Raw genomic sequence first — 25,028 nt, forward strand, 5'->3', positions numbered from 1 at the left:
GGATCAGGCGGGGGCTCAGCCCGCGGTCGCGACGCCCCCGGCGGCAGCCGTCGCCGCGATGTCGGTCCGGTGGTGCGAGCCGGGCAGCACGATGCGGTCGACCGCGGCGTACGCGCGACGTCTCGCCTCGGCGAGGTCAGCGCCCTGCGCGACCACCGAGAGGACGCGGCCGCCCGACGCGACCAGCCCGCCGTCGTCGTCGCGCGACGTCCCGGCGTGCAGCACGTGCACCCCCTCGACGTCCTCGGCCGCGTCGATGCCCGTGATCGGGTCGCCGCCGCGGACCGTACCGGGGTAGCCGTGCGCGGCGACGACCACGGTGACCGACGCGTCGTCGGACCACGAGAGCCGGGGCTGCTCGGCGAGCCGGCCCTGTGCCGCGGCGAGCATGAGCGCGGACAGCGGGGTGAGGAGCCGTGCGAGCACCGACTGGGTCTCCGGGTCGCCGAACCGTGCATTGAACTCGACGACCCGCGTCCCGCGGCTCGTCAGCGCGAGGCCGACGTAGAGCACCCCGACGAACGGGGTCCCGCGTCGCGCCATCTCGTCGATCGTCGGCTGCGCGACGCGCGCGACGACCTCGTCCACCAGCCCGTCCGGCGCCCACGGCAGCGGGCTGTACGCGCCCATGCCGCCCGTGTTCGGGCCGGCGTCCCCGTCGAACGCGCGCTTGAAGTCCTGGGCGGGCTGCAGCGGCACGACGGTCGCGCCGTCGGACAGGCAGAACAGCGACACCTCGGGTCCGTCGAGGTACTCCTCGACGACGACGCGCGGGTCCTCGGGCGTCCCGTCCGCGGCTGTCCGTGGGGACGAGAAGCACGCCGCCGCGTGCTCGAGCGCCGCCTGCCGGTCCTCCGTGACGACGACGCCCTTGCCCGCGGCGAGGCCGTCGTCCTTGATGACGTAGGGGGGGCCGAACGCGTCGACTGCCGCAGCGACCTCGTCGACGTCCGTGCACACGTGCGCGAGCGCCGTCGGCACGGACGCGGCGGCCATGACCTCTTTGGCGAAGGCCTTGGAGCCCTCGAGCCGCGCGGCCTCCGCGGAGGGGCCGAACACCGGGATCCCGGCGGCGCGCACGGCGTCGCCCACGCCGGCGACGAGGGGCGCCTCCGGGCCGACCACGACGAGGTCCGCGCCGAGCTCCGTCGCGAGCGCGGCGACCGCAGCACCGTCGAGCTGGTCGACGCGGTGCAGCGTCGCCTCGGCGGCGATCCCCGGGTTGCCGGGCGCCGCGTGGATCTCGTGCGGCGCGGTGCCGAGGCGGTCGGCCTCGCGCGCGAGGGCGTGGACGATGGCGTGCTCGCGGGCACCGGTCCCGACGACGAGGATCTTCACGGGCGCCGAGTCTACCGAGGACGTCCCCGCGGCCTGTCGGCGTCCCACCGGGCGGAAGACCCGAGGGACGCCGACAGGCCGGGGAACCGCGGCCCTCCGACGACGGGGCTCAGTGGATGAGGTCGTGCCGCGGGATGATCGCGTCGCGGCTCGGGCCGACGCCGATCGCCGACATCCGCGTCCCGGACATCTCCTCGAGCGCGAGCACGTAGCGCTGCGCGTTGACCGGCAGGTCCTCGAACGTGCGGGCGCCGGAGATGTCCTCCCACCAGCCGTCGAGCTCCTCGTAGATCGGCGTCGCGTGGTGGAACGCCGTCTGGTCGAGGGGCATCTCGTCGTGGCGGACGCCGTCGACGTCGTACGCGACGCAGACCGGGACCTTCTCGAAGCCCGTGAGGATGTCGAGCTTGGTGAGCACCATGTCGGTGATCCCGTTGACGCGCGTCGCGTAGCGCGCGATGACCGAGTCGTACCAGCCGCAGCGCCGCGCGCGACCCGTCGTCACGCCGTACTCGCCGCCCTGCTTGAGCAGGTACTCGCCGTTCGCGTCGAAGAGCTCGGTGGGGAACGGCCCCTCGCCCACGCGCGTCGTGTACGCCTTGATGACGCCGATGACCGAGCCGATGCGCGTCGGACCGACGCCCGACCCCGTGAGCGCGCCGCCCGCCGTCGCGTTCGACGACGTGACGAACGGGTAGGTGCCGTGGTCGACGTCGAGCATGGTCGCCTGGCCACCCTCGAAGAGGACGTTCTTGCCCTCGTCGAGCGCCTTGTTCAGCACGAGCGACGTGTCGGCGACCATCGGCTTGATGCGCTCCGCGTACTGCAGGAGCTCCGCGAGCGTCTCGTCGACGGTGATCGCGCGGCGGTTGTAGACCTTGACCAGCAGGTGGTTCTTCTGGTCGAGCGAGCCCTCGATCTTCTCCGCGAGGATCTTCTCGTCGAACAGGTCCCACATCCGGATGCCGACGCGGTTGATCTTGTCCGCGTACGCCGGGCCGATGCCGCGGCCGGTCGTGCCGATGCGGCGCTTGCCGAGGAATCGCTCGCTCACCTTGTCGATCGTGCGGTGGTAGCCCGCGATGATCTGCGCCGACCCCGAGACGAGCAGCTTCGAGACGTCGACGCCGCGCGCGACGAGGTCGTCGAGCTCCTGGAACAGGACCTCGATGTCCACGACGACACCGTTCGCGATGACGGGCGTGACGCCGGGCGACAGGATGCCCGACGGGAGCAGGTGCAGCGCGTACTTCTCGTCGCCGATGACGACGGTGTGGCCGGCGTTGTTGCCGCCGTTGAACTTCACCACGTAGTCGACGCGCGACCCGAGGAGGTCTGTCGCCTTGCCCTTGCCTTCGTCGCCCCACTGGGCACCGATGAGCACCACGCCTGGCATGGATTCCCCACTTTCGACTGCCTGTTCCTCGGGCCGGTCATGTCGTGCGCGCGTCGATCGCGCGACAGGTGCCGGTCGTGCCCGACGGCGCGGCTCCCGCGGGGCCCGAGGCGTCCCGCGGGCGGCAGTCACCCGGGGACCGCGACGAGTTTACCGGTCGTTGACCTTCGGGGTGCAGGCCGTCCACGGCGCGCCGCCCGCGGGCTGCCGAACCCCGGGAGCCGCACGACCCCGGGTTCGGCACAATGGGCCCATGAGCGACTCCCACCAGAACCTCCTCGACGGACCGGCACCGGTCCGTCTCCCCGACGACTTCGCCGCCGTGCGCGACGGCCTCGACGCCGGGGGCGACCCGTACGAGATCGCGGCGCGCGAGCCCGCGTCGTCGCTCGCGTGGGCGTTCCTCGCCGAGGACTACCTCCACGAGAACGGCTCGAAGGGCGCCGTGACCGCGTACGCGTTCGCCCGCACGGGCTACCACCGCGGTCTCGACGCGCTGCGCCGCGCGGGCTGGCGGGGCCAGGGACCCATCCCCGCCGACCACGTCCCCAACCAGGGCTTCCTGCGCGCGCTGCTCGCGCTCGCCGAGTGCGCCGCGTACATCGGCGAGGTCGACGAGGCCGAGCGCTGCGAGCAGTTCCTGCGCGCGTCCGGCACGTCCGCCGACGAGGTGCGCGCCCTGCGCTGAGCGGGCGCCGCCGGGCTCGTCGGTCGGCGCAGCCGCAGAGCCGTGGGGTGCAGGTGCTCCGGGCCGCGTCTACAGTCGACAGCATGATCGAGATCGCCACCTCCCCCGCGACGACGACGCTCGTCATCACCGGGGACCTCGATCTCGCCGAGCGTGACCAGTTCCCGGAGATCGCGGCGCGCGTCGTCGGGCTGCGGCGCCAGCTCCTCGTCATCGACATGTGCCGCGTGACGTTCATGGACTCGACGGGCGCGGCGTTCCTCATCTCGCTCGCCGACTCCGGCCGCAAGCGCGGCGGTGCGACGGTCCTGCGCGGCTGCGACGACCGTGACCTCTTCGTCCTGGAGGTCTGCGGCGCGCTCGAGCTGTTCCGCATCGACGCGGACCACCGCTGCGAGCCCGCGACGCCGCCGTCGGGGTTCGCCAAGGTCGAGCCCCAGGCCTAGCACCCGCTCCCCGCGTGCGCCGGGAGCAGGTGTTCCCGGCGACGCATACCTGCGCGACGCCTACCTGCCGGTCAGGTCTGACGCGCGGCCGACTGGGGCCGCAGGGTCGCCCAGACGAGCTTGCCGGACGCCGTCGGACGCCAGCCCCAGTCCGCGAGCCGCTCGACGATCTGCATGCCGAACCCGCCCATGCGGTTGGCGTGGCCGTCCGTCGGGACGGGCGGCGCGGGGTTGGAGTCCTCGACCTCGACCCGGATCCCGTCGCCCGTGTCGAACAGCCGCAGCGCGAGGTGGCCCCAGCCGTGGAGCACGCCGTTCGCGACGAGCTCCGACACGACCAGCTCGGCGTTCGCGCTGTCCTTGACCCCCCACGCCTGGCACGTGCGCACGACGGCGTGCCGCGCCCGGCCGATCGACGCCGGCTCGCTCGGCAGGAGCCACCGGCGGCTGCGCGGGCTGAGCACGACGGCCGTCGCGTCGCCCACCGGGTCGGGGATGCGCACGACGACGAGCGCGACGTCGTCCTCCGGGGCGTCCGCGAGCCGCGAGAGGAGCTCCTCGCCGACCCCTGCGGCGTCCACGGCGGTGACGGCGGCGGACGCGGCGACGAGCGCGTCGAGCCCGACGCGCAGCGCGCGGTCCCGTCGTTCGATGAGGCCGTCGGTGTAGAAGACGAGCGTGTCCCCGGGGCGCAGCGACACCTCCCCGGTGGACCGGGTCCGCCCGCCGAACCCGACGAGCGCGCCGCCGGCGTCGTCGAGCTGGGTGACCGTGCCCTCGCGCAGGAGCAGCGGGGGCAGGTGGCCGGCACGCGAGTACTCGATGCGCCACGCGTCCTCGGTGTCCGTCGCGTCGGGGCGCGTGAGCGCGGCGTAGACGAGGCTCGCCGAGCGCGGGATGCGCATGCCCTGGACGAGCTGGTCGACCCGGTCGAGGACCGGTCCCGGGGTGGTGAGCTCGTAGGCGTAGGAGCGCACGACGGACCGCAGCTGGCCCATCGCGGCAGCCGCCTCGACGTCGTGCCCCACGACGTCGCCGATGACCAGGCCCACGACGTCCGGGGTGATCTGCAGGACGTCGTACCAGTCGCCGCCGACCTGGGCGTGCTCGGAGTTCGGCGCGTAGTACGTCCAGACGTCGAGACCCGTGACGTCCGCCTGCTCCGGCAGCATGGCCCGCTGCAGCGTCTCCGCGAGGCGGTGCTCGCGCGCGTAGAGCCGGACGTTGTCGATCGCGGTGCCCGCGCGCCGGGCGATGACCTGCAGCAGCGTGCGGACGCTCTCGCGAGCCTCCGTGTCGACGCCGCGCGGACCCGTGGTGTCCTCGTCGCCGCACGACACGAGGAGCCCCAGGATGCGCCGACGGCCCGGGACGGCGGTGACCGTCACGGCGCGAGGCCGGCGCGCGAGGCGCGAGAGCCGGTGCTCGAGGTCGCGCCGGAGCCAGCCCGAGGCGGACCACTGGGGGAACTCGGCGGTCAGGTCGAGCTCGACCGGGCCCTCGATCCGGCCGTCGAGCAGGTCCTGGACGCGGTCGGGGACGTCGACGAGGCGGGGCCGCGGGGACGACTCGTCGGTGACGGCCGCGTCACCGAGCGCGTCGGTCTCGGCGATGCCCGGACGCCCCAGCGCCCCCACCCCCGGCGTGTAGCGACCGTGGCGCTGCCCGCGTCCGCTGGGCGGGGCCGACGTGTCGACGCCGTCCGCGAAGCGCAGCCCGTCGTCGTTGAGGTAGAAGCCGGCCCAGTCCACGACATACCCGGCGAGGAGGCTCGTGATGTCGCGCAGGGCGTACGGCTGGTCGAGGTCGGCGAGCAGGTCCGAACTGCGCGCGACGACGTCGAGCACCGCCCGCTCGCGCCGCTCGAGCGCGAGCGACGCGACCTGGGCCGCGTACCGCTCGAGGTGGTCCGACACGTCGACCTGGACGCCGACCCAGTGCGTGACCTCACCCTCGGGGCCGAGGATCGGGGAGAGCGAGAGCTGGGCCCACACCGGCTGGCCGTCGCGCCGTCGCGCACGGACGGTGTGGGTGATCTCACGCCCGGCGAGGATCGCGGCCCGGAGCTCGTCCACCTCGACCGGCTCGGCGAGCAGGGCCTCGAGCGCGCGCGGGCTGCGCCCGACGACGTCCTGCGCGGCGAACCCCGTGTCCCGCTCGAACGCCCGGTTGACCCAGACGAGAGGCATGCCCGCAGACCGTGGGCCCGTGACGAACATCGCGACGCCCGCGCTGTCCATCGCGCGGGTGCACAGCTCGAGGACGTGTGCGGGCAGGTCGGTGCCGAGTCCCAGCGGTCCGCCCATCCTCACCTCCGACGGTCTGCTCTGCGCGTGAGCCATCGTCAGGCACCGTCCTGTGGACGCCTGACGGTCGCATCTGGCTGCACACGCTCCGGTCGCGTTACTGTCCCGACTGGACATTCAACCGTAGATTGGTGCTTCCCGAGACCGGAACGGTCCTGGAGCCGCTGAAAGGAGCGCCGTGCGCGAAGGTACCTCCTCGTCCGCCGACCGGCCGGTCGGCGTCGCCGGTGACCCTGCACGGTCGGGCGACCCGGCGAGCGTGCACGTCATCGTGGGCACCACGCGTGCCCGCATCGTCCTGTCGGGTGAGATCGACGCCGACCTGGGCGCGGACCTCCAGGAGGCGACCGCGGCCGCCGAGGACTCGGGGCTGCCCGTCGAGATCGACGCGCACCACGTGACCTTCATGGACTCGTCCGGCGTCGCGTTCCTCGCCCGTCTGGCGTCGCGCGGCCCGCACCGCGTCCGCGTGCTCCGCGCACCGCCGACCGTCCGGTTCCTCCTCGAGGTGACACGCATCGGCGAGCTGCTCGACATCGTCGACACGGATCCGGGCTTCGACCTCGAGGAGCCTGCCGACGGACCGGAAGCGCCCGGCTCCTGACCGGCACCCGACCACCACCACGACACGAGAAGGCCCCCGGTCCGCGGACCGGGGGCCTTCTCGTGCGGCGCAGGTCCTGACGCAGGGCGTCAGGACACCGTGTGCGTCAGCGGAGCTTGTTGCCCGCCGAGCGCAGCTGCTGCGCGGCCTCGACGATGCGGGCGGCCATGCCGGCCTCGGCCAGCTTGCCCCAGGCGCGCGGGTCGTAGGCCTTCTTGTTGCCCACCTCGCCGTCGACCTTGAGGACGCCGTCGTAGTTGCCGAACATGTGGCCGACGACGGGACGCGTGAACGCGTACTGCGTGTCCGTGTCGATGTTCATCTTGATCACGCCGTGGTCGACCGCCTCGGAGATCTCCTCGGCCGTGGAGCCCGAGCCGCCGTGGAACACGAGGTCGAACGGGTTCTCCTTGCCGATCTCCGCGCCTACGGTCTTCTGGATCTCGGCGAGGATCGACGGGCGCAGCTTGACGGCACCCGGCTTGTAGACGCCGTGCACGTTGCCGAACGTGAGGGCCGTCAGGTAGCGGCCCTTCTCGCCGGCGCCGAGCGCGCGGACCGTCGCCAGGCCGTCCTCGGCGGTCGTGTAGAGCTTCTCGTTGATCTCGGCCTCGTGGCCGTCCTCCTCGCCGCCGACGACGCCGACCTCGATCTCGAGGATCGTGCGGGCCGCCTGCGAGAGCTCGAGGAGCTCCGCGGCGATGACGAGGTTCTCGTCGAGCGGGATGTCCGAGCCGTCGAACATGTGCGACTGGAACGTCGGCAGGCCGCCGTTCCTCACCTGCTCGGCCTCGATCTGCAGGAGCGGGCGGACCCAGGAGTCGAGGTTCTTCTTGACGCAGTGGTCCGTGTGGATCGCGATCTGCACGGGGTAGCTCTTCGCGACCTCGGCGGCGTACGCGGCGAGCGCGAGCGAGCCGGAGATGCGGTCCTTGACCGTCGAGCCCGACGCGTACTCGGCGCCACCCACCGAGACCTGGATGATGCCGTCGGACTCCGCCTCGGCGAAGCCCTGGAGCGCGGCGGTGACGGTCTGCGACGACGTGATGTTGACGGCCGGGTAGGCGAACTTGCCTGCCTTCGCCCGGTCGATCATGTCGGCGTAGACCTCGGGGGTTGCGATGGGCATGCGGAGCTCCTGGGGAGTCGTGCTGGGTGGTGTTGTCGGTCAAAGTCTGGCACGGATGGCTGCGGGGCCGTCAGGGCCGTTCGACCTGTGGTCCCCCGACGTCCGCGTGCTGCACGACCCACGCGTGCATCGCGATCGCGGCGGCCGCGCCGGCGTTGAGCGAGCGCGTCGAGCCGAGCTGCGTGATGTGCAGGACGGCCTCGCTCGCCGCGACGGCCTCGGGCGTGAGGCCCGAGGACTCCTGGCCGAGCAGCAGAACGCACGCGCGCGGGAGCGCGAAGCCCTCGATCGGCACCGAGCCCGGCACGTTGTCGACGCCGAGCACGGGAAGCCCTTCGGTCTCCGCCCACGCCGCGAGGTCCTCGACCGTGGCGTGGTGGTGCACGTGCAGGTAGCGGTCGGTGACCATCGCGCCGCGCCGGTTCCAGCGCCGTCGGCCGACGACGTGCACGCCCGCCGCGCTGAACGCGTTCGCCGTGCGCACGACCGAGCCGATGTTGAGGTCGTGCGCCCAGTTCTCGATCGCGACGTGGAAGAACCGGTCCGCGGGCCGTCGTGCGTCCAGGTCCGCGACGACCGCGTCCACCGTCCAGTACCGGTAGGCGTCGACGACGTTGCGCCGGTCGCCGTGCTCGAGCAGCTCGGGGTCGTACCGCGGGTCGAGCGGGTCCTGCGGGTCGGTCGACGGCGCGCCCGCGGGATCGACCCGGGGCCACGCCGTCGGCCCGCCCGGCCACGGACCGACGCCGACCTCGCGCTCCTCCGCGGGACGCCTCGAAGCGTCGTCCGACGCCCCGGACGACGCCCCGGACGCCGCGGTCACGCGTCCGCGGCCCGGCGCGCGACGCGCGCCTCCCAGACCATCGCGCCGGCGACGACGGCCGCGCCGGCGAGAGCGAGCAGCACCGGCACGACGACGGACCCGGTCGGGGCGAGGAGGCTCCCGTCCTCCTCCTGCCAGGGCCACAGCGCGCGCAGCGACCCGATCATCAGGCCCGCGAGCACCGCCATGGTCGTCTGACGGCGGTGGTGCAGCAGCCACTGCAGCAGCTTGACGAACGACGCGAGGCCGACCGCGGCCCCGAGCACGAACGCCCCGACGAACGCGAGGTCGCGGTCGGACAACGCCTGCTGGACGGGCACGTACAGCCCCATGGCGAGGAGGACGAACGAGCCGGAGACGCCGGGGAGGACGAGCGCGTTGATCGCGATGGCGGCACCGAGGAACACGAACCACAGCGAGGGGTCGTCGACCTGCCCGGGCGGCAGGCTCGTGAGGAGGAAGCCCACCACCGCGGCGACGACGAGCAGCGCGCCGTCGAGAGCGCGGAAGCGGCCGGGCATGAGTCGCAGCGGGACCGCCACGGAGACGACGATCATGCCGAAGAACACCGACCGGACGGGGACGGGGTGCGACTCGAGCAGCGGCGCGATGAGGCGCAGGGACAGGAGCAGCACGACGAGCATGCCGAGGAGGACGGGGACGAGCAGCGGCCAGTCCACGGCACGGAGCGCGGCCACCGCCGGTGCGACGCCACGGCGCCGGACCACTCCGACGACGAGCTCCCGGGCGGCGTGCAGCAGCTCGCTCGCGGCGTCGATGAGGTCGTCGTACAGGCCGACGACGAGGGCGATAGTGCCGCCGGAGATGCCGGGGACGGACTCCGCGGCACCGACGAGGCCTCCGCGGACCGCGGAGGCGGGCGCCGAGCGCCACGAGGTCCGCCGACGCGCGAGGTGCGCGGGGTGCTCGTCGTGCTCGGGCCGGTCGAGCTGGTCCAGCCGCTCACCGAGGTCGGCGGGTTCGTCGCGAGGGGTCGTCACCCGCGAAGGGTAGCCCGGACGCCCAGTACCCTGGCGGTGGCACCACCGGCGAAGGAGAGCGCAACGTGACACACCGGACGATCGAGTCGTGGCTCACGGACATGGACGGGGTCCTCGTCCACGAGGGCCACGCGATCCCCGGCGCGCCCGAGTTCGTCCGGGCCCTGCGGGACAAGGGCCGGCCGTTCCTCATCCTCACGAACAACTCGATCTTCACGGCGCGCGACCTGCGGGCGCGGCTCGCGACGTCGGGCATCGAGGTGCCCGAGGAGGCGATCTGGACCTCGGCGCTCGCCACGGCGCAGTTCCTGCACGACCAGATCCCGGGCGGCAGCGCGTACGCCGTGGGCGAGGCGGGGCTCACGACGGCGCTCTACGAGGCGGGGTACACGCTCACCGAGTCGGACCCGGACTACGTGGTGCTCGGCGAGACGCGCACCTACTCGTTCGAGGCGATCACTAAGGCGATCCGGCTCGTGCTCGGTGGCGCACGCTTCATCTGCACCAACCCGGACACGACCGGACCCTCGCAGGAGGGTCCCCTGCCGGCGACCGGCGCCGTCGCGGCGATGATCACGTCGGCGACGGGACGCAAGCCGTACTTCGTCGGCAAGCCGAACCCGATGATGTTCCGGTCCGCGCTCAACCGCATCGACGCGCACTCGGAGAAGACCGCGATGATCGGCGACCGCATGGACACCGACGTCGTCGCGGGCATCGAGGCGGGCCTGTACACCTACCTCGTCATGACGGGCTCGACCCGCATGTCCGAGGTCGACCGCTTCCCGTTCCGGCCGAGCAAGGTCGTCGACTCGGTCGCGGACCTCGTCGACCTGGTCTGAGCCGAGCCGCCCGCGGGCGTCACCTCGCGGGCCAGCGCGGACAGCACGACGACGCCCGGTCACCGAGGTGACCGGGCGCCGTCGTTCTCCCTGTGCCGTCAGGCGGTCACACGCGCCCGAGTCCGACGACGCGTGGTGGCGCCCACGAGGACCGTGCCCGTGAGGAGCAGGACGAGGGCCGTCAGCGCCACGTCCGCCCCGTCCGAGCCGGTGGCCGCGAGGCCCGAGTACACGTCGCACTCGACGTCGCCGCCGACGGGGAACGAGAACGTCACCGGCGAGAGCGCGGTGCCCGCGTCGTAGAACCCGGCGAACGCCGCCGCCCCGGCCGCGGTGAGCGTCGCGGGCGCGCCGCTCCACGTGACGGTCGAGCCCGACGTCGACCTCGCGCCCGACAGGTCCAGGCTCGCGAACGCGACGCCGTTCGACGAGGACTTGGCGCCCTCCATGTCGCTGCTCCGGACGTCGACCACGAGCGTCCCCGTCGAGCCGTCCACCACGACGCGCGGGTTCGAGATCTGCAGGTCGAGGATGCCGTCGTGGCCCGAGAAGGAGACCGTGCCGCCGTAGCTCGCGCGTCCCTTGCCGAGGTCGGTGTTGAAGGACCCCTTGCCGCCGCTCCACGTGAACGTCGTGCCGTTGTCGCGCACCCCGCTCGTCGAGACGGCGCCCTGGGCGATCGGGCCCGTGACGTAGGCGCGGAAGCGGTCGCTCACGCCCCACGTCAGCGTGGCGCCGTTCACGCCCTGCGCGAAGCACTTCTCCTCCGCAGCACCCTGCCCGGAGCCCGAGCCCGTCGTCGTGCCGCTCCCGACGATCGTGATCGGTGCCGTCGCCTCGTGGCTCGCGCCGACGAGCGCGAGCGTGTGCTCACCCGGCGCGACGTCCGCCGGGATCGTGACCGTCGTGCTCGCGGCACCGCCCGCGTTCGCGACGACGTCCGTCGCGAGGGTCTGCGGCGTGGACCGGATCTCGGAGCGGATGCCGGCCTCGTTCGCGCCGAACCCGACACCGCTGATCGTCACCTCGTCGCCCGGGGCGGCCTGGGAGACCGAGAGCGTCGCCCTCGCCGGGTCGACCGAGCCGCCCGTCGACCCGTCGCCGGGGGTGCCGATCTGGCCGCCGCCGCCGGGAAGCGTCGCCGCGGCGCCGATCGTGAAGGTGACGTCGTCGAGCGCCGTCCCCGCCGGGTAGAAGCCCGCGAACGCGGCGGAGCCGTCGGCCGTGAGCGTCGCGCGCGCGCCGCGGTACGTGACCGCGCCGTCGGCTCCCGTGGTGGGCGTGCCGAGCGCGAGCGTCGCGAACACGACGCCGTCCCGGTCGAACGAGGAGCCGTCGAGGCCCGTCGACGTCGCGTCCACGAGGAGGCGAGCCGTGCCGGCCCCGGTGATGTCGACGACCGGGTTCGTCAGCGCGAGGTCGAGCAGGCCGTCGTGGCCGGTGAACCGGACCGCCCCGGCGTACTCGACCGTCCCGCGACCCGCGCTCGACGACCACGTGCCGCCCTCGGCCTGGCCGAAGCGGAAGAGCCCGTCGACGACGGCCGCACCGGCCGTGGCGCTGGCACCGCCGTGCGCGATCGGCCCGACGATGTAGCTCCGGAACGACTCCTTGACGCCCCACGTGAGGCTGCCCGCCGTGCTCGGGCCGGTCGGCTTCGCCGAGACCTTCACGGAGACCGCGTCCGACGTGGAGCCGAGGAAGGCCGCGCCGTCGGCGGGAACGAACGTCGCGGTCACGGCGTGCGTGCCCACAGCGAGGGTCTTCGCCTCGACCGTCGCGGCGCCGTCGACGACGGTCGCCGTCCGGAGCACCGCGCTCCCGGCGACGAACCGGACCGTGCCGGCGGCCCGCGGCGAGACCGTGGCCGTCAGCGTGACCGCGGAGCCCTCGACCAGGCTCGACGACGACGCCTTCAGCGACGTCGTGGTCGGCTGCGCCTCGGGAGCCGGCTGCGCGATCCCCAGCGGGGTGAACGTGTCCAGACGACGGTCGGTCGCCGACAGGCCGTGCGCCGCCGACGTCGCGACCACGTACTCCACCTCGGGGTCGAACGATCCCGCCGGCACCGTGAACGTCGTGGTGAACGCGCCGTCCACGATCTGCCGCGGCTGCACCCACCCGAGGTTCAGCCACCCCGACGCGACGAGCGGGCCGGAACCGTCCCAGATCGACGCGTCGCCCAGCACCACGTACGCGCCGTACTGCGCGGCGTCACCGACGAAGCCGGTCCCGGACACCGTGAACGTGTTCTCCACCGCGGGATCGATCCCCGACGACGGCGTGACCGTCACCTTCGGGTCCGCCACGAGCGGCGCCCTCACCGTGAGGGTCGTGCTGCCCGAGACCCCGAGCGCCGACGTCACGGTGACCGTGACGTCGCCGTCGACGGCGTCGTCGGGGATCGTCAGCACGACCGTGCCGCCCTCGCGGGTGTGCGTCGCCGCCTTGCCGCCGAACGTGACGTCCTTGACGGTGTCGTCCGCGGAGAGGCCCCCGACGGTCAGGGCGACCGTGGTGCCCGGCTCGACCGTCGACGACGCGGGCGTCACCGTGAGCGGTGCCGGGGCGTCGTACGCGACCGGGACGTAGAGCTCCTGGTCGGCGTTCGTCACGCCGCCCGCGCCGTAGGTGTAGACGCCGTGGCGTCCCCCCTCGATCGCTGCGGGGTTCTTCACGACGAGCGTGGCCTCGAACGTGCCGTCCTCGGCGATGTCCGCCCACTGCGCCCTGATCGCGGACTGGAACTGCGCGGGCACCTGGTCGAGGACCGGCTCCGCGAGGCCCCACACCTGCGAGCCGACCTTGCGGTTCGCGGACGGGGCGCCCTCGGACGGGCGCCACTGCTCGGCGAAGCTGCCGAACACGACGTAGGTGCCCTGGGGAAGGTGCGCCGGGACGGGCACGCCCCGCCCGCCGACGTTCGCCGCCGGGTCGAAGCCCGAGCCCTTGACGACGACCGTGTCGCCGACCGTCACCTCGGTGTCGCCGAGCGGGGTCGAGCCGTCCGCCGCGAAGACCTCGACGGCGGGCTCCCAGACGGGTGCCGGCGGCTCGGTGGTGAAGGCGACCGGCGCGTAGAGCTCCTGGTCGGCGTTGGTGACGCCGCCGGCACCGTAGGTGTAGACGCCGTAGCGCCCCTCGGCGTCGGACGCGTCGACCGTGAGCGTCGCCTCGAAGGTGCCGTCGGGCGTGATCTGCGCCCACTGGTCCCGGATCGTCTGCTGGAACGCCGCCGGGACCTGGTCGAGCACGTCCTCCGCCAGCGCCCACCTCTGCGACACGACCTTGCGGGCCGAGGACGCGACGCCCTCCGACGGGCGCCACTGCTCGGCGAACTTCCCGAGCACGACGTACGTACCCTGCGGCAGGGTCGCCGGGATCGGCATGCCGCGGCCGCCGACGTTCGCCTCCGGGTCGAACCCGGAGCCCTTGACGACGATCTCGTCACCCGCCCGCACGGCGGTGTCGCCGAGAGGCGTCACGCCGTCCGCGGCGTAGACGGTGATCGACGGCTCCCAGACGGGCTCCTGCGGCTCGGCGCCCTGGACGGCGACCGGCGTGAAGGTGTCCAGGCGGCGGTCGGTCGCCGACAGGCCGTGCGCCGCCGACGTCGCGACCACGTACTGCACCTCGGGGTCGAACGACCCCGCCGGCACCGTGAACGTCGTCGTGAACGCGCCGTCCACGATCTGCCGCGGCTGCACCCACCCCAGGTTCAGCCACCCCGACGCCACCAGCGGACCCGAACCGTCCCAGATCGACGCGTCGCCCAGCACCACGTACGCGCCGTACTGCGCGGCGTCACCGACGAAGCCGGTCCCGGACACCGTGAACGTGTTCTCCACCGCGGGGTCGACCGGTGCGGAGGGTGTGACCGTCACCTTCGGGTCCGCGACGGGCTCGGGCTCCGGCTCGACGGCGGTGACCGCGTGGCCGACGGCGGCCGACGTCGAGCCGGCGAACGCCGCGGGGTCCGCGGGGGTGAAGACCGCGGAGAGAGCGTGGTCGCCGACGGCGAGGTCGCTCTTCTCGAGGCGAGCGACGCCCTCCGCCGTCTCGGCGGTGCCGAGGACCGAGCCACCGTCACGGAACTCGACCACACCGGCCGCAGCGGGCGAGACGGTCGCGCTGAGCGTCACGGCGTCGCCCTCGGCCGAGGTGCCCGACGGCGAGACGGCGAGCGTCGTCGACGTCCCCACCGCCGGCGCGACGGGCTCCGGCGCCGTGAACGTCGCGGTCAGCGGCGCGATCGCCCGCCCGGAGTACATCGAGAAGTAGCTCGACACGCCCGCGAGCGAGGCGCCGACCGTCCCGTTCGCGGTGAGGGTGACGTCGTCGCCCACCCGGGTCGCCGCGACCGTCACCTCGGCGACCGTGGCGTCGTTCCCGGCGCCCTCGGTGACCGTGCCCGAGAAGTCGGCGCGCAGCACACCGGTCGTCGGGCCGGTGAGCTCGAGCGTGAGGTCCGAGATCGTCACGTCGAGGGCGCCGTGATGACCCTCGTAGCGCGTGGAGCCGGCGAGGTGCACGGTGCCGGTGCCCGTCTGGCTGTCGTAGGTGCCCGACGCGGGCGCGTACACCGAGCCCCCAGGCCCTGGCGCCGGCGTGATGGTGCCCTGCGCGATGGGACCCGTGACGTAGCTCGACCACGAGTCCACGAAGTTCCAGGTCGCGGAACCACCCTCGACGGCGGGCGCCGCCGCGTGGGCGGGGGCCACGACGCCCCCGACGGTGAGACCGGCGACCAGTGCGCCGGTGAGGAACGTGGCGAGGGCGCGACTGAGGCGTCCTGGCAGGGATGTGCGCACAAGGTCTCCGGTGCTGGATCTTCGCGGCCGCCTCGGCAGGGCTGCGGGCGGGACGGACGGCGAGGTGACACGCCGTCGCGTCGTGACCATATAAGGCAATCCTCACCAAGGCAAGGTTAGCCTTGCCTGGTTCCCGTGGTGTGACCGACCGCACGACGACGCCCCACGGCCGAGGGCCGCAGGGCGTCGCGAGCAGAGGGCCCGGCCGGGCTCAGGCCAGGCCGAGGTCCTCCAGGCTGAAGAGGAAGTGGTACGGCACGCCGAGCGCCTCGATCTTCTCGCCCGCGCCCGTCGCGCGGTCCACGATCGTCGCGACGCCCACGACCTCGCCACCGGCCGCGCGGACGGCCTCGATCGCGGCGATGGGCGACCCGCCCGTGGTCGTCGTGTCCTCCACGACGACGACGCGGCGACCCGTGACGTCGGGCCCCTCGATCTGACGCTGCATCCCGTGCGCCTTCGCGGCCTTCCGCACGACGAACGCGTCGAGGTCCTGGCCGCGGGACGCCGCGGCGTGCAGGAGCGCCGTCGCGATGGGGTCGGCACCCAGCGTCAGCCCGCCGACGGCGTCGACCTCGGCCGTCCCGAGGCCCTGCTCCTCGAGGAGGTCCAGCATCTGGTGCCCGATGAGCGGCGCGGCGCGGTGGTGCAGCGTGACGCGTCGCAGGTCGACGTAGTAGTCCGCCTCCTTGCCCGAGGAGAGCGTGACCTTGCCGTGCACGACGGCGAGCTCGCGGATGAGGTCGAGCAGCTGCTCGCGCGGGGTCGAGGAGAGGTCGGTAGTCACGACCGCCAGGGTAGTCGCCGCGGTCTACCGGTACTTGCCGATCGCCCGTACGGCCGAGCGAGGCATCGCGCGCAGCGCCGCGGAGGCGAGCCGGTACCGCGTCGACGGCGTCGAGATGACGACGCCGCGCCGCACGTCCGCGAGCGCCGTGGCGACGACGCGGTCGGCGTCGAGCCAGGCGACGTCGGGCAGGCCGGACATGTCGATGCCGGCGCGGTCGTGGAACTCGGTGTACGTGAAGCCCGGGCACAGGACCGTCGCGCTCACGCCCGAGCCGGCGAGCTCGACGGCGAGGCCCTCGGTGAACGTGCGGACCCACGCCTTCGCGGCGGCGTACGTGCCGCCGGCGGTGAGCGCGGCGACCGAGGCGACGTTGAGGATCGCGCCGCGTCCCCGGGCGGTCATCTGGCCGGCGGCGGCGTGCGACAGGACGAGGACGGCCCGGACCATGACGTCGAGGGCGCCGATCTCGACGTCGATGTCGCCGCCCACGAACCGCTGGTGCGTCGCGAAGCCGGCGTTGTTGACGAGGAGGCCGACCGGGCGCTGCTCGCCGTCGCCGGACGCGGCGAGGCGCTCGGCGACCCGCGCCACGTCGTCGGGCGCGGCGAGGTCTGCCGGCAGCACCTGGACGTGGACGCCCGCGGCGGCCCGGATCTGCCCGGCGACCTCGTCGAGACGGTCCTCGTCGCGCGCGACGAGGACGAGGTCGTGCCGCGCCGTGGCGAGCTGCCACGCGAACTCCAGGCCCAGGCCGGCGCTCGCGCCGGTGATGAGTGCTGTCGCCATGGCCACAGCCTACGGTCGCGGCGACGGCCGGGCGTGCGGACGTGCGGGCAGGGGTACGGACCTACGCTGGTCCTCGTGCGCCTCGCGACCTGGAACATCAACTCGATCCGTGCCCGCGTCGACCGGGCGGTCGCATTCCTCGAGAGGTCGGGCACGGACGTCCTGGCGCTCCAGGAGACCAAGTGCACCGACGCGCAGTTCCCCGTCGGGCCGTTCGAGGACGCGGGCTACGAGGTGGCGCACGTCGGGGTGAACCAGTGGAACGGCGTCGCGGTCGTCTCACGCGTCGGCCTGGACGACGTCGAGACCTCCTTCCCCGGTCAGCCCGCCTTCGGGGACCCTGCCCGGGTCGAGGCGCGCGCGCTCGGCGCGACGTGCGGCGGCGTGCGCGTGTGGAGCCTGTACGTCCCGCACGGGCGCGAGGTCGGCGACCCCCACTACGAGTACAAGCTGCGCTGGCTCGACGAGCTGCGCGACCGGGCCGCCGGCTGGCTCGCGGACGACCCGTCGGCACAGGTGGCGCTGGTGGGCGACTGGAACGTCGCACCGCTCGACACCGACGTGTGGGACGTCGCGAAGTTCGCGGGCAAGACGCACGTGACACCCGCCGAGCGCGACGCATTCGCGGCCTTCGGCGCGGCCGGGTACACCGAGGTCACGCGCGAGGCGATCCCCGCGGAGCGCACCTACACGTACTGGGACTACCAGCGCCTGCGCTTCCCCCGCAACGAGGGCATGCGCATCGACTTCGCGTACCTGTCCCCCGCGGCGCGCGCCCGGGCGACCGGCGTCGTGATCGACCGGGACGAGCGCAAGGGGAAGGGCGCGTCCGACCACGTGCCCGTCGTCGTCGACCTCGCCGGCTGACCGCAGACCGACCGCCGACCGGACGCCGACCCACCCCTTCCTTCCACGACCCTGTGGGCGCCCATCGGGGCTGACCGCCCGGACGACTTACGGTGTGTCCATGACGACGCCGCCCGTCCCGCCGTACGGCTCCCCGGACGACCCCTCGGACCCGTACGCGCCCCGTCGCCCGCAGCAGCAGCCGTGGTCGCCGTACGACCTGCCGGCCGAGGACGACGCCGTCGCCCCGGCCGCACCTCCGGCCGGCAGCACGGCCCCGGGGACCGGGGACGACGGGTTCGCACCGCCGTCGGGAGCCGTGGGCACGCCGTCCGGACCGGCGGCGTCGCCGTACGGCCCGGCGTCACCGGTGCCGTACGGGACACCGCCCGGCACGACGCCGTACCCCGGGTCGGTCGACCCTGCCGCCGGGTACCCCCCACCGGGCTACCCGCCACCGGGCTACCCGCCACCCGGCTACGGCCCCGTGCACCCGGGCGCGTACGGGCAGCCGTACGCCCCCGTGACACCGATGAACGGGCTCGCGGTCGCGTCGATGGTGGTCTCGGTCGCGAGCCTCCTCCTGTGCCTCGGTCTCACGGGCGTCGTCGGGCTGGTCCTGGGCATCGTCGCGCTGAACCAGGTGATGCGTGACGGCAAGCGCGGCAAGGGCTTCGCGGTCGCCGGGATCGCCGTCGGGGCGGTGGGGACGGTCGCGCTGGGGCTCGTGCTCCTCGGACTGGTCACGGGCGGGGTCTGACCATGGCCGACGACCTCTTCGCCTCGCCCGACGACCGGCCGCGCCCCCCGGGGCCGCCACCGGCTCCCACGGGCGGCCCACCCGACGCGTCGCCGTCCGGCGTTCCCGCGGCCGCACCGTCGGCGCGGCCGGCGCCGCCTCCCCAACCCTCCGGCGACCGTGCCGCCACGGAGGGCTACCCGGCGACGGGCGGCTTCGCGCCCGAGACGTACTACGCGCCCGGCTGGGCGCCGCCTCCCCCGCGCACGGAGCCGCTCGCCGTGGCGAGCGTGCCCGCAGGGCTCCTCCTCGGTCCGGTCGGGATCGGCCTGGGCGGCGCCGCGCTGTCCCGGGTGCGCGCGTACCGCACCCGCGGGCGCGGGCTCGCGCTGACCGGGATGGTCGTCGGCGCAGCCGTCACGCTCGGGTGGGTCGTCGGCGGTCTCGCCTGGTGGCAGGGCGAGCAGGCGCGGACGCCCCTCGCGGGCGACGTCGACGAGCCCGCGACCGTGCACGCCCGCCAGCTCGTGCTCGGCAGCTGCCTCGACGAGCTGCCGCCCGACGGCGAGGTCACGCGCGTCCGCGTGGTCCCGTGCGTGGACGAGCACCGAGCCCAGGTCGTCGCGCGCACCGACTTCGGCGCCGACGAGGCGTGGCCCGGGCAGACCGCCGCCGACCGCCGGGTCGCCCGCGTGTGCGGACCGGAGTCGCTCGGCGGCGCGGCGCCCGAGGGCGTCGAGCGCGTCGTGTGGGTACCGACCGAGGCGTCGTGGCGCGACGGCGACCGGACCGGGCTGTGCCTCGCCGCGAGCGACGCGCCGCTGCCGGCGGACCTCCTCGGCTGAGGGCGACCGGGGCCCGCCTCGGCGGCGCGCCTCAGACGGTGAGGATCAGCCGGAGGTACGCCCGGAGGTCCGACGCCATGTCGACGTGTCCCGCGTCGTCGCGGTCGAGCGAGAGCAACCACTGGACCTGCAGTCCGTCCATGAGCGCGACGAGGTGACGCGCCGCGACGGCGACGTCGACCCCGTCGCGCAGCCGTCCGGCGTCGGCGTAGCGCTGCAGCCCGTCCTGCATGGCCGCGACGGTCGTGGCGTACCGCCGGACGAAGTACTCGTGCGCCGGGTGGTCCGGCGAGGTCGCCTCCGCAGCGAGCGCCGTGAACAGCTCGACGACGACCCGCTTCCTGCTGTTGCGCTCGACGAGCGCGACGAGCGCGTCGAGGTAGTCGACGCCCTGCTCGATCTCCTCGCCGAGATCCGACCGGTCGACGACGTCACGGTGCTCGAGCACGGCCTCGAGCAGCGCCACCTTCGTCGGGAAGTGGTGGAGGAGCCCGGGATGGGACATCCCCACCCGCGAGGCGAGCTCGCGCAGCGACGCCGAGTGGTACCCGACCTCGCCGAAGAGCTGGATCGCCGCCTGGAGGATCTGCTCGCGCTTCGCCCGCCCTTTCGCGTACCCGCGGCCAGGGTCCGCGGGATCGGTCCGACGGCGTGCGCCGCCGGCTTGTCCCGTCCCGATCGTCGCGCTCGTCATCGCGTTCTCCCGTCCGTCGTCCCGACTTGAACCTTACCGACCGGAAAGCGGGTCTCCCGACGACACCGTGCTCCTCGTCGCGTGGCGGTACCGCGGGGTCCCGTCCCGTGCGGGCGAAGCGGTTCGCCTTCAGCGCGGCAGTGTCCGGACGCCGTGACAGGGGTGCGGGACACCGTGACCCCTCCGGCTACGCCCTGCTTCTCGCTGCACGGGCCGCCCGCCGGACCGTGCGGCCCCTTGCCGGACCGTGCGTCGTCCCCTACCGTGACGGTCGAAGCGCTTCGACCGCACAGTCGCGGTGAGGCGTACCAGACCGGGGGCGACGGACCCGTCCCCCCGACGGACCGCTCGCCGGAGAGCACCCCGACGGGCGACGGACCTGCGCGACGAAGGGCATCCCCGTGACACCATCCCGACCCACCCGTCTCCTGGCGCTCGCCGCGACCGTCGCGGTGGCGGCGTCCCTCGCGGCTCCTGCGACCGCGAGCACCGGTACCGCCGCGGACCTCGGCGCGAAGCGACCGGCCCCCACGCCGTCGGCGAGCCAGGTCGTCGCCGCGATGCAGCCCGGCTGGAACCTCGGCAACTCGCTCGACGCCGTCGGCGCGGACGAGACGGCCTGGGGCAACCCCGCGATCACGCGGGCGCTCCTCGACGAGGTCGAGGACCAGGGCTTCGAGAGCGTCCGCATCCCGGTGACGTGGGGCCAGCACCAGGGTCCCGCGCCCGAGTTCACGATCGACCCGGCCGTGCTGGACAGGGTCGAGCAGGTGGTGGACTGGGCGGTCGACGAGGACCTCTCGGTGCTCCTCGACGTCCACCACGACTCGTGGATGTGGACCCATCGGATGGGCACCGACCACGACGCCGTGCTCGCGCAGTTCACCGCGACGTGGGAGCAGCTCGCGGAGCGGTTCCGCGACCAGCCCCGCACGGTGCTCTTCGAGAGCATCAACGAGCCGCAGTTCGCGGACGTCGACGACGCGACCGCCTACGCGCTGCTCGACGAGCTCAACACCGTGTTCCACGACGTCGTCCGCGCGTCCGGTGGCCGCAACGCCGACCGCGTGCTCGTGCTGCCCACGCTACACACCAACGCCGACCAGGGTCGGCTGGACGCGCTCGTCGAGACCTTCGACGCGCTCGACGACCCGAACCTCGCGGCGACGTTCCACTACTACGGCTACTGGCCGTTCAGCGTGAACGTCGCGGGCGGCACACGCTTCGACGACGTGGCCCGGGCCGACATGGACGGGACGTTCGCGCGCGTCCACGACACGTTCGTCGCGCGGGGCGTCCCCGTGATCCTCGGCGAGTACGGGCTCCTCGGGTTCGACCGGCACACCGGCACGATCGAGCAGGGCGAGAAGCTCAAGTTCTTCGAGCGGCTCGGCCACCAGGCCCGGACGACGGGCATCACGACCATGCTGTGGGACAACGGCCAGCACCTCGACCGGACGGCGCTCACCTGGCGTGACCCCGAGCTCTTCGACCACGTCTCGACGAGCTGGACGCGGCGCTCCGGGACGGCCTCCACGGACCAGGTGTTCGTCCGGGCCGGCGCGGTGACCGCGCAGACCGTCGTCCTCGAGCCGAACGGCACGCGGTTCCGCGACCTGTACGACGGGAAGAAGAAGCTCAAGGAGGGACGCGACTACACGCTGGTCGGCAACGACCTGACGCTCTCGGCCGGGCTCCTCGACCGCCTCGCGGGCGACGGGACCCTGGGCACGCGGACGGAGCTGCGCGTGAAGTACGCCGGCGGGCTGCCCTGGTGGATCGAGGTCGTCGGCGCCGACGTCCCCGTCCTGGGCGGGGCCACCGGCACGACGGACGACTTCGCCGTCCCGACGCAGTTCCGCGGCGACCGCCTCGCGACGATGGAGGCCCGCTACGCCGACGGGACGAACGCCGGTCCGCACGCGTGGACGTCGTTCAAGGAGTTCGACGTGACGTTCGCACCGGACGCGACGGCCGAGGAGATCGTCCTGCGTCCCGCCTTCTTCGCCGAGGTGACCGACGGCGCGCCCGTGACCCTCACGTTCCACTTCTGGAGCGGCGAGGTCGTCGAGTACACGGTCCAGCGCGACGGTGCGACGGTGACCGGCACCGCGGTCACGGGCACCGCGGTCACCGGGACAGCGGGCTGACCCGACCTGCGCCGGGGCCGACCGACGGGGACGTCCGTCAGTCGGTCCCGTCGCCGGCGGTGGACGGCGTGGACTGCACGGACGGCGCAGCGCCCTCGCCGTTCGTCGTGGAGCCGGGAGAGGTCGGCTCGGTGGGCGTCGTCGGCTCCGTCGGCGGTGTCGTGGGCGGCGGGGTCGGGTTCGTCTCCTCGCCACCTCCGGACTCCTCCGGCGCGGCGGCGAGCGCCGCGCGCGTCTGCGTCCCGACCCGGCCGTCGGCCGTCAGGCCGTGCGCCTCCTGGAAGTCGCGCAGAGCCGCGACGGTCGGGGCGTCCATCGTCCCGGTGACCTCGACGTCGACCCCGTGGACCTGCAGGCGCTCCTGGACCCACGTGGCCGAGGGTGCGTCGGGCTCCGTGGTGGGGTCGGGGGCCGGTGTCGCCGTGGGCGTCGGGCTCGGGGCCGGTGCCGCGCTCGGGGTCGGTGCGGGAGCCGGTTCTGCGAGGGGCGGTGCCGGAGGCGTCACGGCGGGCCGGTCAGGGGTCGACGACGGGCGCGGCGCCGGCTCCTCGTCCTCGGGAGGCGGGATCCGGGTGACGACGGGTCGCGGCTCGTCCGGGCGCGGCACGACCACCGGGTCCGCCCCGGCGTCCCAGTCCTCGGCGGCGCTCGCCGGGACGACGACGGGCGGCGACCCACCGGTCGCGGCGCCGACCATGCCTGCCGCCGCGACGACGATCGTCACCGCACCGGCACCCGCGACGACGGCACCCCACGGCAGGGACGACCGCGCACGCCGGCGGACGTCGCGACGGCTCGCGGAGGGCGCTCCGGTGGCGTCGGGGCTGTCCGGGGAGCCCGGTCGGGGCTCGTCGATCAGGTCGGGACGGCGGTGCACATCGCCTCCTTCCAGCGCGGTCGGGACCGGTGGACGGCGCAGCAGGCAGCCCGCCGAGCGGTCGTGTCGGGCTCACCAGACTGCCCCATGCCCACCCGCCCTGTCACGCTCGCCGCCGTGACCTGCGCCGACACCGGCACGGTCACCCGGCGGCCGGGCGTCGAGCCCCTCCGGGTCCGCCGGAGGTCGCAAGCAGGGTTCCCCCACGCGGCCCAAGACGCGGGACGGCCGTCCCCACGAGCCTGGTGTGACCGCACGGAGAGCCCGTGCGGTCCACCGGAAGGGGACGCTGTGCCTGCTGTCCAGATCACCGGGTTGCGCAAGTCCTTCGGCCCGTTCGACGCCGTCCACGACGTGACCTTCGCGGTCGAGCCGGGACGCGTCGTCGGGCTGCTCGGGCCGAACGGCGCCGGCAAGACCACCACCCTGCACGTGCTGCTCGGGCTGGCGTCGGCGACCGCCGGCACCGCGACGGTCCACGGGCGCGCGTTCCACGAGCTGTCCGACCCGGCCCGCACGGTCGGCGCCCTCCTCGACGCCGGCGGCCTGCACCCCGGCCGCACCGGCCGTGACCACCTGCGCGTGCTCGCCGCGGCGGGCCGGCTCCCGGCGCGCCGCGTCGACGAGGTGCTCGCGCTCGTCGGCATGACGCCCGCTGCCGACCGCCGCGTGCGCACCTACTCGCTCGGCATGCGTCAGCGCCTCGGCCTCGCGGCGGCGCTGCTCGGCGAACCGCGGGTGCTCGTGCTCGACGAGCCCGCCAACGGCCTCGACCCCGCGGGGATGCGCTGGCTGCGCGACCTGCTGCGCGGGTTCGCCGACGACGGCGGCGCCGTGCTGCTCGCGAGCCACGTGCTGTCCGAGGTGCGCCAGGTCGCCGACGACCTCGTCGTGATCGGCCAGGGGCGCGTCGTCGCCGACGGCCCGCTCGACGCCCTCGTGAGCGACCGCTCCCTCGAGGACTACTACCTCGACCTCACCGCGACGACCGAAGGAGTCCGCTGATGTACCGCGCCGAGATCCTCAAGCTCCGCACCACGCGCGCCGCGTGGGTGATCGGGGGCGTCGCCCTCGCGGGCATGCTGCTCGTCCAGGGTTTCCTCGTGGCCCTCCCCCACGTGCTCGGGAGCCTCGGGTCGCTGGGCGGGACGACCCCCGGTCTTCCGGCCGACCTCGAGCCCGACCTCTCGTCGCTCGCCGACCCGACGCAGGCCGCGTTCCAGCGGACCGTCCTCGACGTGCTCGCCACCGGCGGCGGGAGCGGCGGGTCGACCGGGATCACCGCGGTCTGCATGCTGCTGCTCGGCGTCCTCGCCGTGACCACGGACTTCCGCACCGGCGGCATCGTGCCCACCGCGCTCGTGCAGCCGTCCCGGCTCCGTGTCCTCGCCGGCAAGGCAGGAGCGACGGCGACCGTCGCGCTCGTCGTCGGCGTCGCGCTCGCCGTCGTGAGCGCCGCCGGGCTCCTCGTCGCGATCGCGACGACGCCGGGCGCACGCCTCGAGCTGTCGCCGGGCGAGGTCCTCGGCATCTGGGGCCGCGGCCTCGCCGTCCTCGTGCTGCTCTCCTGGTTCGGCCTCGCGGTCGGCACGCTCGTGCGCCACCAGGTGGCGGCGGTCGTCACCGTCGGGGCGCTCGCGCTCGTCGAGCCGCTCGTCCAGGCGGTCGTGACGCTGCTCTCGGGCGGACAGTCGGCCGCGGCGTCGTGGCTCCCGCTCGGCCTCGCGTCGCTCGCCACGACGGGGCAGGGCGCGGCCGAGCTGCTCGGCGGGAGCGCGCCGTTCGGCGTGACCGTCGCGCTCGCGGGGCTGTGCGCGTGGGTCGTCGTGCTGCTCGGCAGCGGTGCCCTGACGTTCCGGCGGCGCGACCTCGTGTGAGCGCATCGGACGCCGCACCGAGATCGGCCGGTCGGCGTGA

General features: G+C 74.1%; 21 protein-coding genes. 10 read left to right on the forward strand and 11 right to left on the reverse strand.

What is annotated here, in order from left to right; all coding sequences use genetic code 11:
• Window positions 1-15: 15 nt before the first annotated feature.
• On the reverse strand, window positions 16-1,338 hold the full coding sequence (gene purD / locus ACZCLJ_RS10570) for a phosphoribosylamine--glycine ligase (RefSeq protein ID WP_463103644.1): 1,323 nt from the start codon (window positions 1,336-1,338) through the stop codon (window positions 16-18).
• 109 nt (window positions 1,339-1,447) lie between these two features.
• Window positions 1,448-2,734, reverse strand: a complete 1,287-nt coding sequence (locus tag ACZCLJ_RS10575; RefSeq protein WP_251152608.1) for an adenylosuccinate synthase — start codon at window positions 2,732-2,734, stop codon at window positions 1,448-1,450.
• A gap of 253 nt (window positions 2,735-2,987) precedes the next feature.
• Between ACZCLJ_RS10575 and ACZCLJ_RS10580 the strand changes: the two genes are divergently transcribed.
• Window positions 2,988-3,422, forward strand: a complete 435-nt coding sequence (locus tag ACZCLJ_RS10580) for a DUF3151 domain-containing protein (protein ID WP_251152609.1) — start codon at window positions 2,988-2,990, stop codon at window positions 3,420-3,422.
• Window positions 3,423-3,505: 83 nt separating this feature from the next.
• Window positions 3,506-3,868, forward strand: coding sequence for an STAS domain-containing protein (locus ACZCLJ_RS10585; protein WP_251152610.1), 363 nt, complete (start codon window positions 3,506-3,508; stop codon window positions 3,866-3,868).
• 71 nt (window positions 3,869-3,939) lie between these two features.
• Here ACZCLJ_RS10585 and ACZCLJ_RS10590 read toward each other — a convergent pair whose 3' ends face one another.
• Entirely contained in the window at window positions 3,940-6,174 is a 2,235-nt protein-coding gene (locus ACZCLJ_RS10590) for a SpoIIE family protein phosphatase (RefSeq protein WP_463103645.1), read from the reverse strand.
• A 178-nt stretch (window positions 6,175-6,352) separates the two neighbouring features.
• Between ACZCLJ_RS10590 and ACZCLJ_RS10595 the strand changes: the two genes are divergently transcribed.
• Window positions 6,353-6,778 carry an STAS domain-containing protein gene (locus ACZCLJ_RS10595; RefSeq protein WP_463103646.1) on the forward strand — a complete coding sequence of 142 codons (426 nt, stop codon included), beginning with the start codon at window positions 6,353-6,355 and terminating at the stop codon, window positions 6,776-6,778.
• A 106-nt stretch (window positions 6,779-6,884) separates the two neighbouring features.
• Here the strand turns inward: ACZCLJ_RS10595 and fbaA are convergent, their stop codons facing one another.
• The 3 genes from fbaA to ACZCLJ_RS10610 form a co-directional block, all read right to left on the reverse strand.
• A complete protein-coding gene (gene fbaA / locus ACZCLJ_RS10600; RefSeq protein WP_251152612.1) occupies window positions 6,885-7,907 on the reverse strand; it encodes a class II fructose-bisphosphate aldolase in 1,023 nt (340 codons plus the stop codon).
• A 70-nt stretch (window positions 7,908-7,977) separates the two neighbouring features.
• A complete protein-coding gene (locus ACZCLJ_RS10605; RefSeq protein ID WP_463103647.1) occupies window positions 7,978-8,730 on the reverse strand; it encodes a TrmH family RNA methyltransferase in 753 nt (250 codons plus the stop codon).
• Window positions 8,727-9,731 carry a DUF368 domain-containing protein gene (locus ACZCLJ_RS10610; protein WP_463103648.1) on the reverse strand — a complete coding sequence of 335 codons (1,005 nt, stop codon included), beginning with the start codon at window positions 9,729-9,731 and terminating at the stop codon, window positions 8,727-8,729. Before ACZCLJ_RS10610 ends, ACZCLJ_RS10605 begins: the two co-directional genes overlap by 4 nt.
• A gap of 101 nt (window positions 9,732-9,832) precedes the next feature.
• On the opposite strand from ACZCLJ_RS10610, the gene ACZCLJ_RS10615 reads away from it, so the two are divergent.
• Entirely contained in the window at window positions 9,833-10,573 is a 741-nt protein-coding gene (locus ACZCLJ_RS10615; RefSeq protein ID WP_251152670.1) for an HAD-IIA family hydrolase, read from the forward strand.
• A gap of 98 nt (window positions 10,574-10,671) precedes the next feature.
• Here ACZCLJ_RS10615 and ACZCLJ_RS10620 read toward each other — a convergent pair whose 3' ends face one another.
• From ACZCLJ_RS10620 to ACZCLJ_RS10630, 3 genes are all read right to left on the reverse strand, one after another.
• Window positions 10,672-15,384 carry an HtaA domain-containing protein gene (locus ACZCLJ_RS10620; RefSeq protein WP_463103649.1) on the reverse strand — a complete coding sequence of 1,571 codons (4,713 nt, stop codon included), beginning with the start codon at window positions 15,382-15,384 and terminating at the stop codon, window positions 10,672-10,674.
• A 211-nt stretch (window positions 15,385-15,595) separates the two neighbouring features.
• On the reverse strand, window positions 15,596-16,171 hold the full coding sequence (pyrE, locus tag ACZCLJ_RS10625; RefSeq protein ID WP_251152616.1) for an orotate phosphoribosyltransferase: 576 nt from the start codon (window positions 16,169-16,171) through the stop codon (window positions 15,596-15,598).
• Window positions 16,172-16,195: 24 nt separating this feature from the next.
• Window positions 16,196-16,960 (reverse strand): SDR family NAD(P)-dependent oxidoreductase, encoded by a 765-nt coding sequence (locus ACZCLJ_RS10630; protein ID WP_463103650.1) that lies wholly within the window; start codon window positions 16,958-16,960, stop codon window positions 16,196-16,198.
• Window positions 16,961-17,035: 75 nt separating this feature from the next.
• Between ACZCLJ_RS10630 and ACZCLJ_RS10635 the strand changes: the two genes are divergently transcribed.
• The 3 genes from ACZCLJ_RS10635 to ACZCLJ_RS10645 all read left to right on the forward strand — a co-directional run bounded on the left by ACZCLJ_RS10635 (window position 17,036) and on the right by ACZCLJ_RS10645 (window position 19,390).
• Window positions 17,036-17,827 (forward strand): exodeoxyribonuclease III, encoded by a 792-nt coding sequence (locus ACZCLJ_RS10635; protein ID WP_251152618.1) that lies wholly within the window; start codon window positions 17,036-17,038, stop codon window positions 17,825-17,827.
• A gap of 100 nt (window positions 17,828-17,927) precedes the next feature.
• The gene (locus tag ACZCLJ_RS10640; RefSeq protein WP_463103651.1) at window positions 17,928-18,566 is read left to right on the forward strand and encodes a DUF4190 domain-containing protein; all 639 of its coding nucleotides are present in this window, start codon (window positions 17,928-17,930) and stop codon (window positions 18,564-18,566) included.
• A gap of 2 nt (window positions 18,567-18,568) precedes the next feature.
• Complete coding sequence (locus tag ACZCLJ_RS10645; protein ID WP_463103652.1) at window positions 18,569-19,390, forward strand: DUF4190 domain-containing protein; 822 nt, start codon at window positions 18,569-18,571, stop codon at window positions 19,388-19,390.
• A gap of 31 nt (window positions 19,391-19,421) precedes the next feature.
• Here ACZCLJ_RS10645 and ACZCLJ_RS10650 read toward each other — a convergent pair whose 3' ends face one another.
• Window positions 19,422-20,084, reverse strand: coding sequence for a TetR/AcrR family transcriptional regulator (locus ACZCLJ_RS10650; RefSeq protein ID WP_251152621.1), 663 nt, complete (start codon window positions 20,082-20,084; stop codon window positions 19,422-19,424).
• Between the two features lie 401 nt (window positions 20,085-20,485).
• Here ACZCLJ_RS10650 and ACZCLJ_RS10655 point away from each other — a divergent pair, with 401 nt between their 5' ends.
• Window positions 20,486-22,234 carry a cellulase family glycosylhydrolase gene (locus ACZCLJ_RS10655; RefSeq protein ID WP_463103653.1) on the forward strand — a complete coding sequence of 583 codons (1,749 nt, stop codon included), beginning with the start codon at window positions 20,486-20,488 and terminating at the stop codon, window positions 22,232-22,234.
• A gap of 37 nt (window positions 22,235-22,271) precedes the next feature.
• Here ACZCLJ_RS10655 and ACZCLJ_RS10660 read toward each other — a convergent pair whose 3' ends face one another.
• Complete coding sequence (locus ACZCLJ_RS10660) at window positions 22,272-23,111, reverse strand: peptidoglycan-binding domain-containing protein (RefSeq protein WP_463103654.1); 840 nt, start codon at window positions 23,109-23,111, stop codon at window positions 22,272-22,274.
• A gap of 291 nt (window positions 23,112-23,402) precedes the next feature.
• Between ACZCLJ_RS10660 and ACZCLJ_RS10665 the strand changes: the two genes are divergently transcribed.
• Window positions 23,403-24,116, forward strand: a complete 714-nt coding sequence (locus ACZCLJ_RS10665; RefSeq protein WP_251152624.1) for an ABC transporter ATP-binding protein — start codon at window positions 23,403-23,405, stop codon at window positions 24,114-24,116.
• Window positions 24,116-24,988: a hypothetical protein gene (locus tag ACZCLJ_RS10670; protein WP_251152625.1), complete on the forward strand. Its 873-nt coding sequence runs from the start codon at window positions 24,116-24,118 to the stop codon at window positions 24,986-24,988. The genes ACZCLJ_RS10665 and ACZCLJ_RS10670 overlap by 1 nt, the downstream gene beginning before the upstream one ends.
• Window positions 24,989-25,028 lie beyond the last annotated feature (40 nt).

The organism is Cellulosimicrobium sp. So1_17 (assembly GCF_055181235.1).

Coding starts and splice junctions, on each gene's coding strand:
- ACZCLJ_RS10640 (WP_463103651.1), top strand. CDS start 17,928: ATGACGACGCCGCCCGTCCCGCCGTACGGCTCCCCGGACGACCCCTCG.
- ACZCLJ_RS10650 (WP_251152621.1), bottom strand. CDS start 20,084: ATGACGAGCGCGACGATCGGGACGGGACAAGCCGGCGGCGCACGCCGT.
- ACZCLJ_RS10645 (WP_463103652.1), top strand. CDS start 18,569: ATGGCCGACGACCTCTTCGCCTCGCCCGACGACCGGCCGCGCCCCCCG.
- ACZCLJ_RS10585 (WP_251152610.1), top strand. CDS start 3,506: ATGATCGAGATCGCCACCTCCCCCGCGACGACGACGCTCGTCATCACC.
- fbaA (WP_251152612.1), bottom strand. CDS start 7,907: ATGCCCATCGCAACCCCCGAGGTCTACGCCGACATGATCGACCGGGCG.
- ACZCLJ_RS10670 (WP_251152625.1), top strand. CDS start 24,116: ATGTACCGCGCCGAGATCCTCAAGCTCCGCACCACGCGCGCCGCGTGG.
- ACZCLJ_RS10575 (WP_251152608.1), bottom strand. CDS start 2,734: ATGCCAGGCGTGGTGCTCATCGGTGCCCAGTGGGGCGACGAAGGCAAG.
- ACZCLJ_RS10615 (WP_251152670.1), top strand. CDS start 9,833: ATGGACGGGGTCCTCGTCCACGAGGGCCACGCGATCCCCGGCGCGCCC.
- ACZCLJ_RS10630 (WP_463103650.1), bottom strand. CDS start 16,960: ATGGCGACAGCACTCATCACCGGCGCGAGCGCCGGCCTGGGCCTGGAG.
- ACZCLJ_RS10580 (WP_251152609.1), top strand. CDS start 2,988: ATGAGCGACTCCCACCAGAACCTCCTCGACGGACCGGCACCGGTCCGT.
- ACZCLJ_RS10590 (WP_463103645.1), bottom strand. CDS start 6,174: ATGGGCGGACCGCTGGGACTCGGCACCGACCTGCCCGCACACGTCCTC.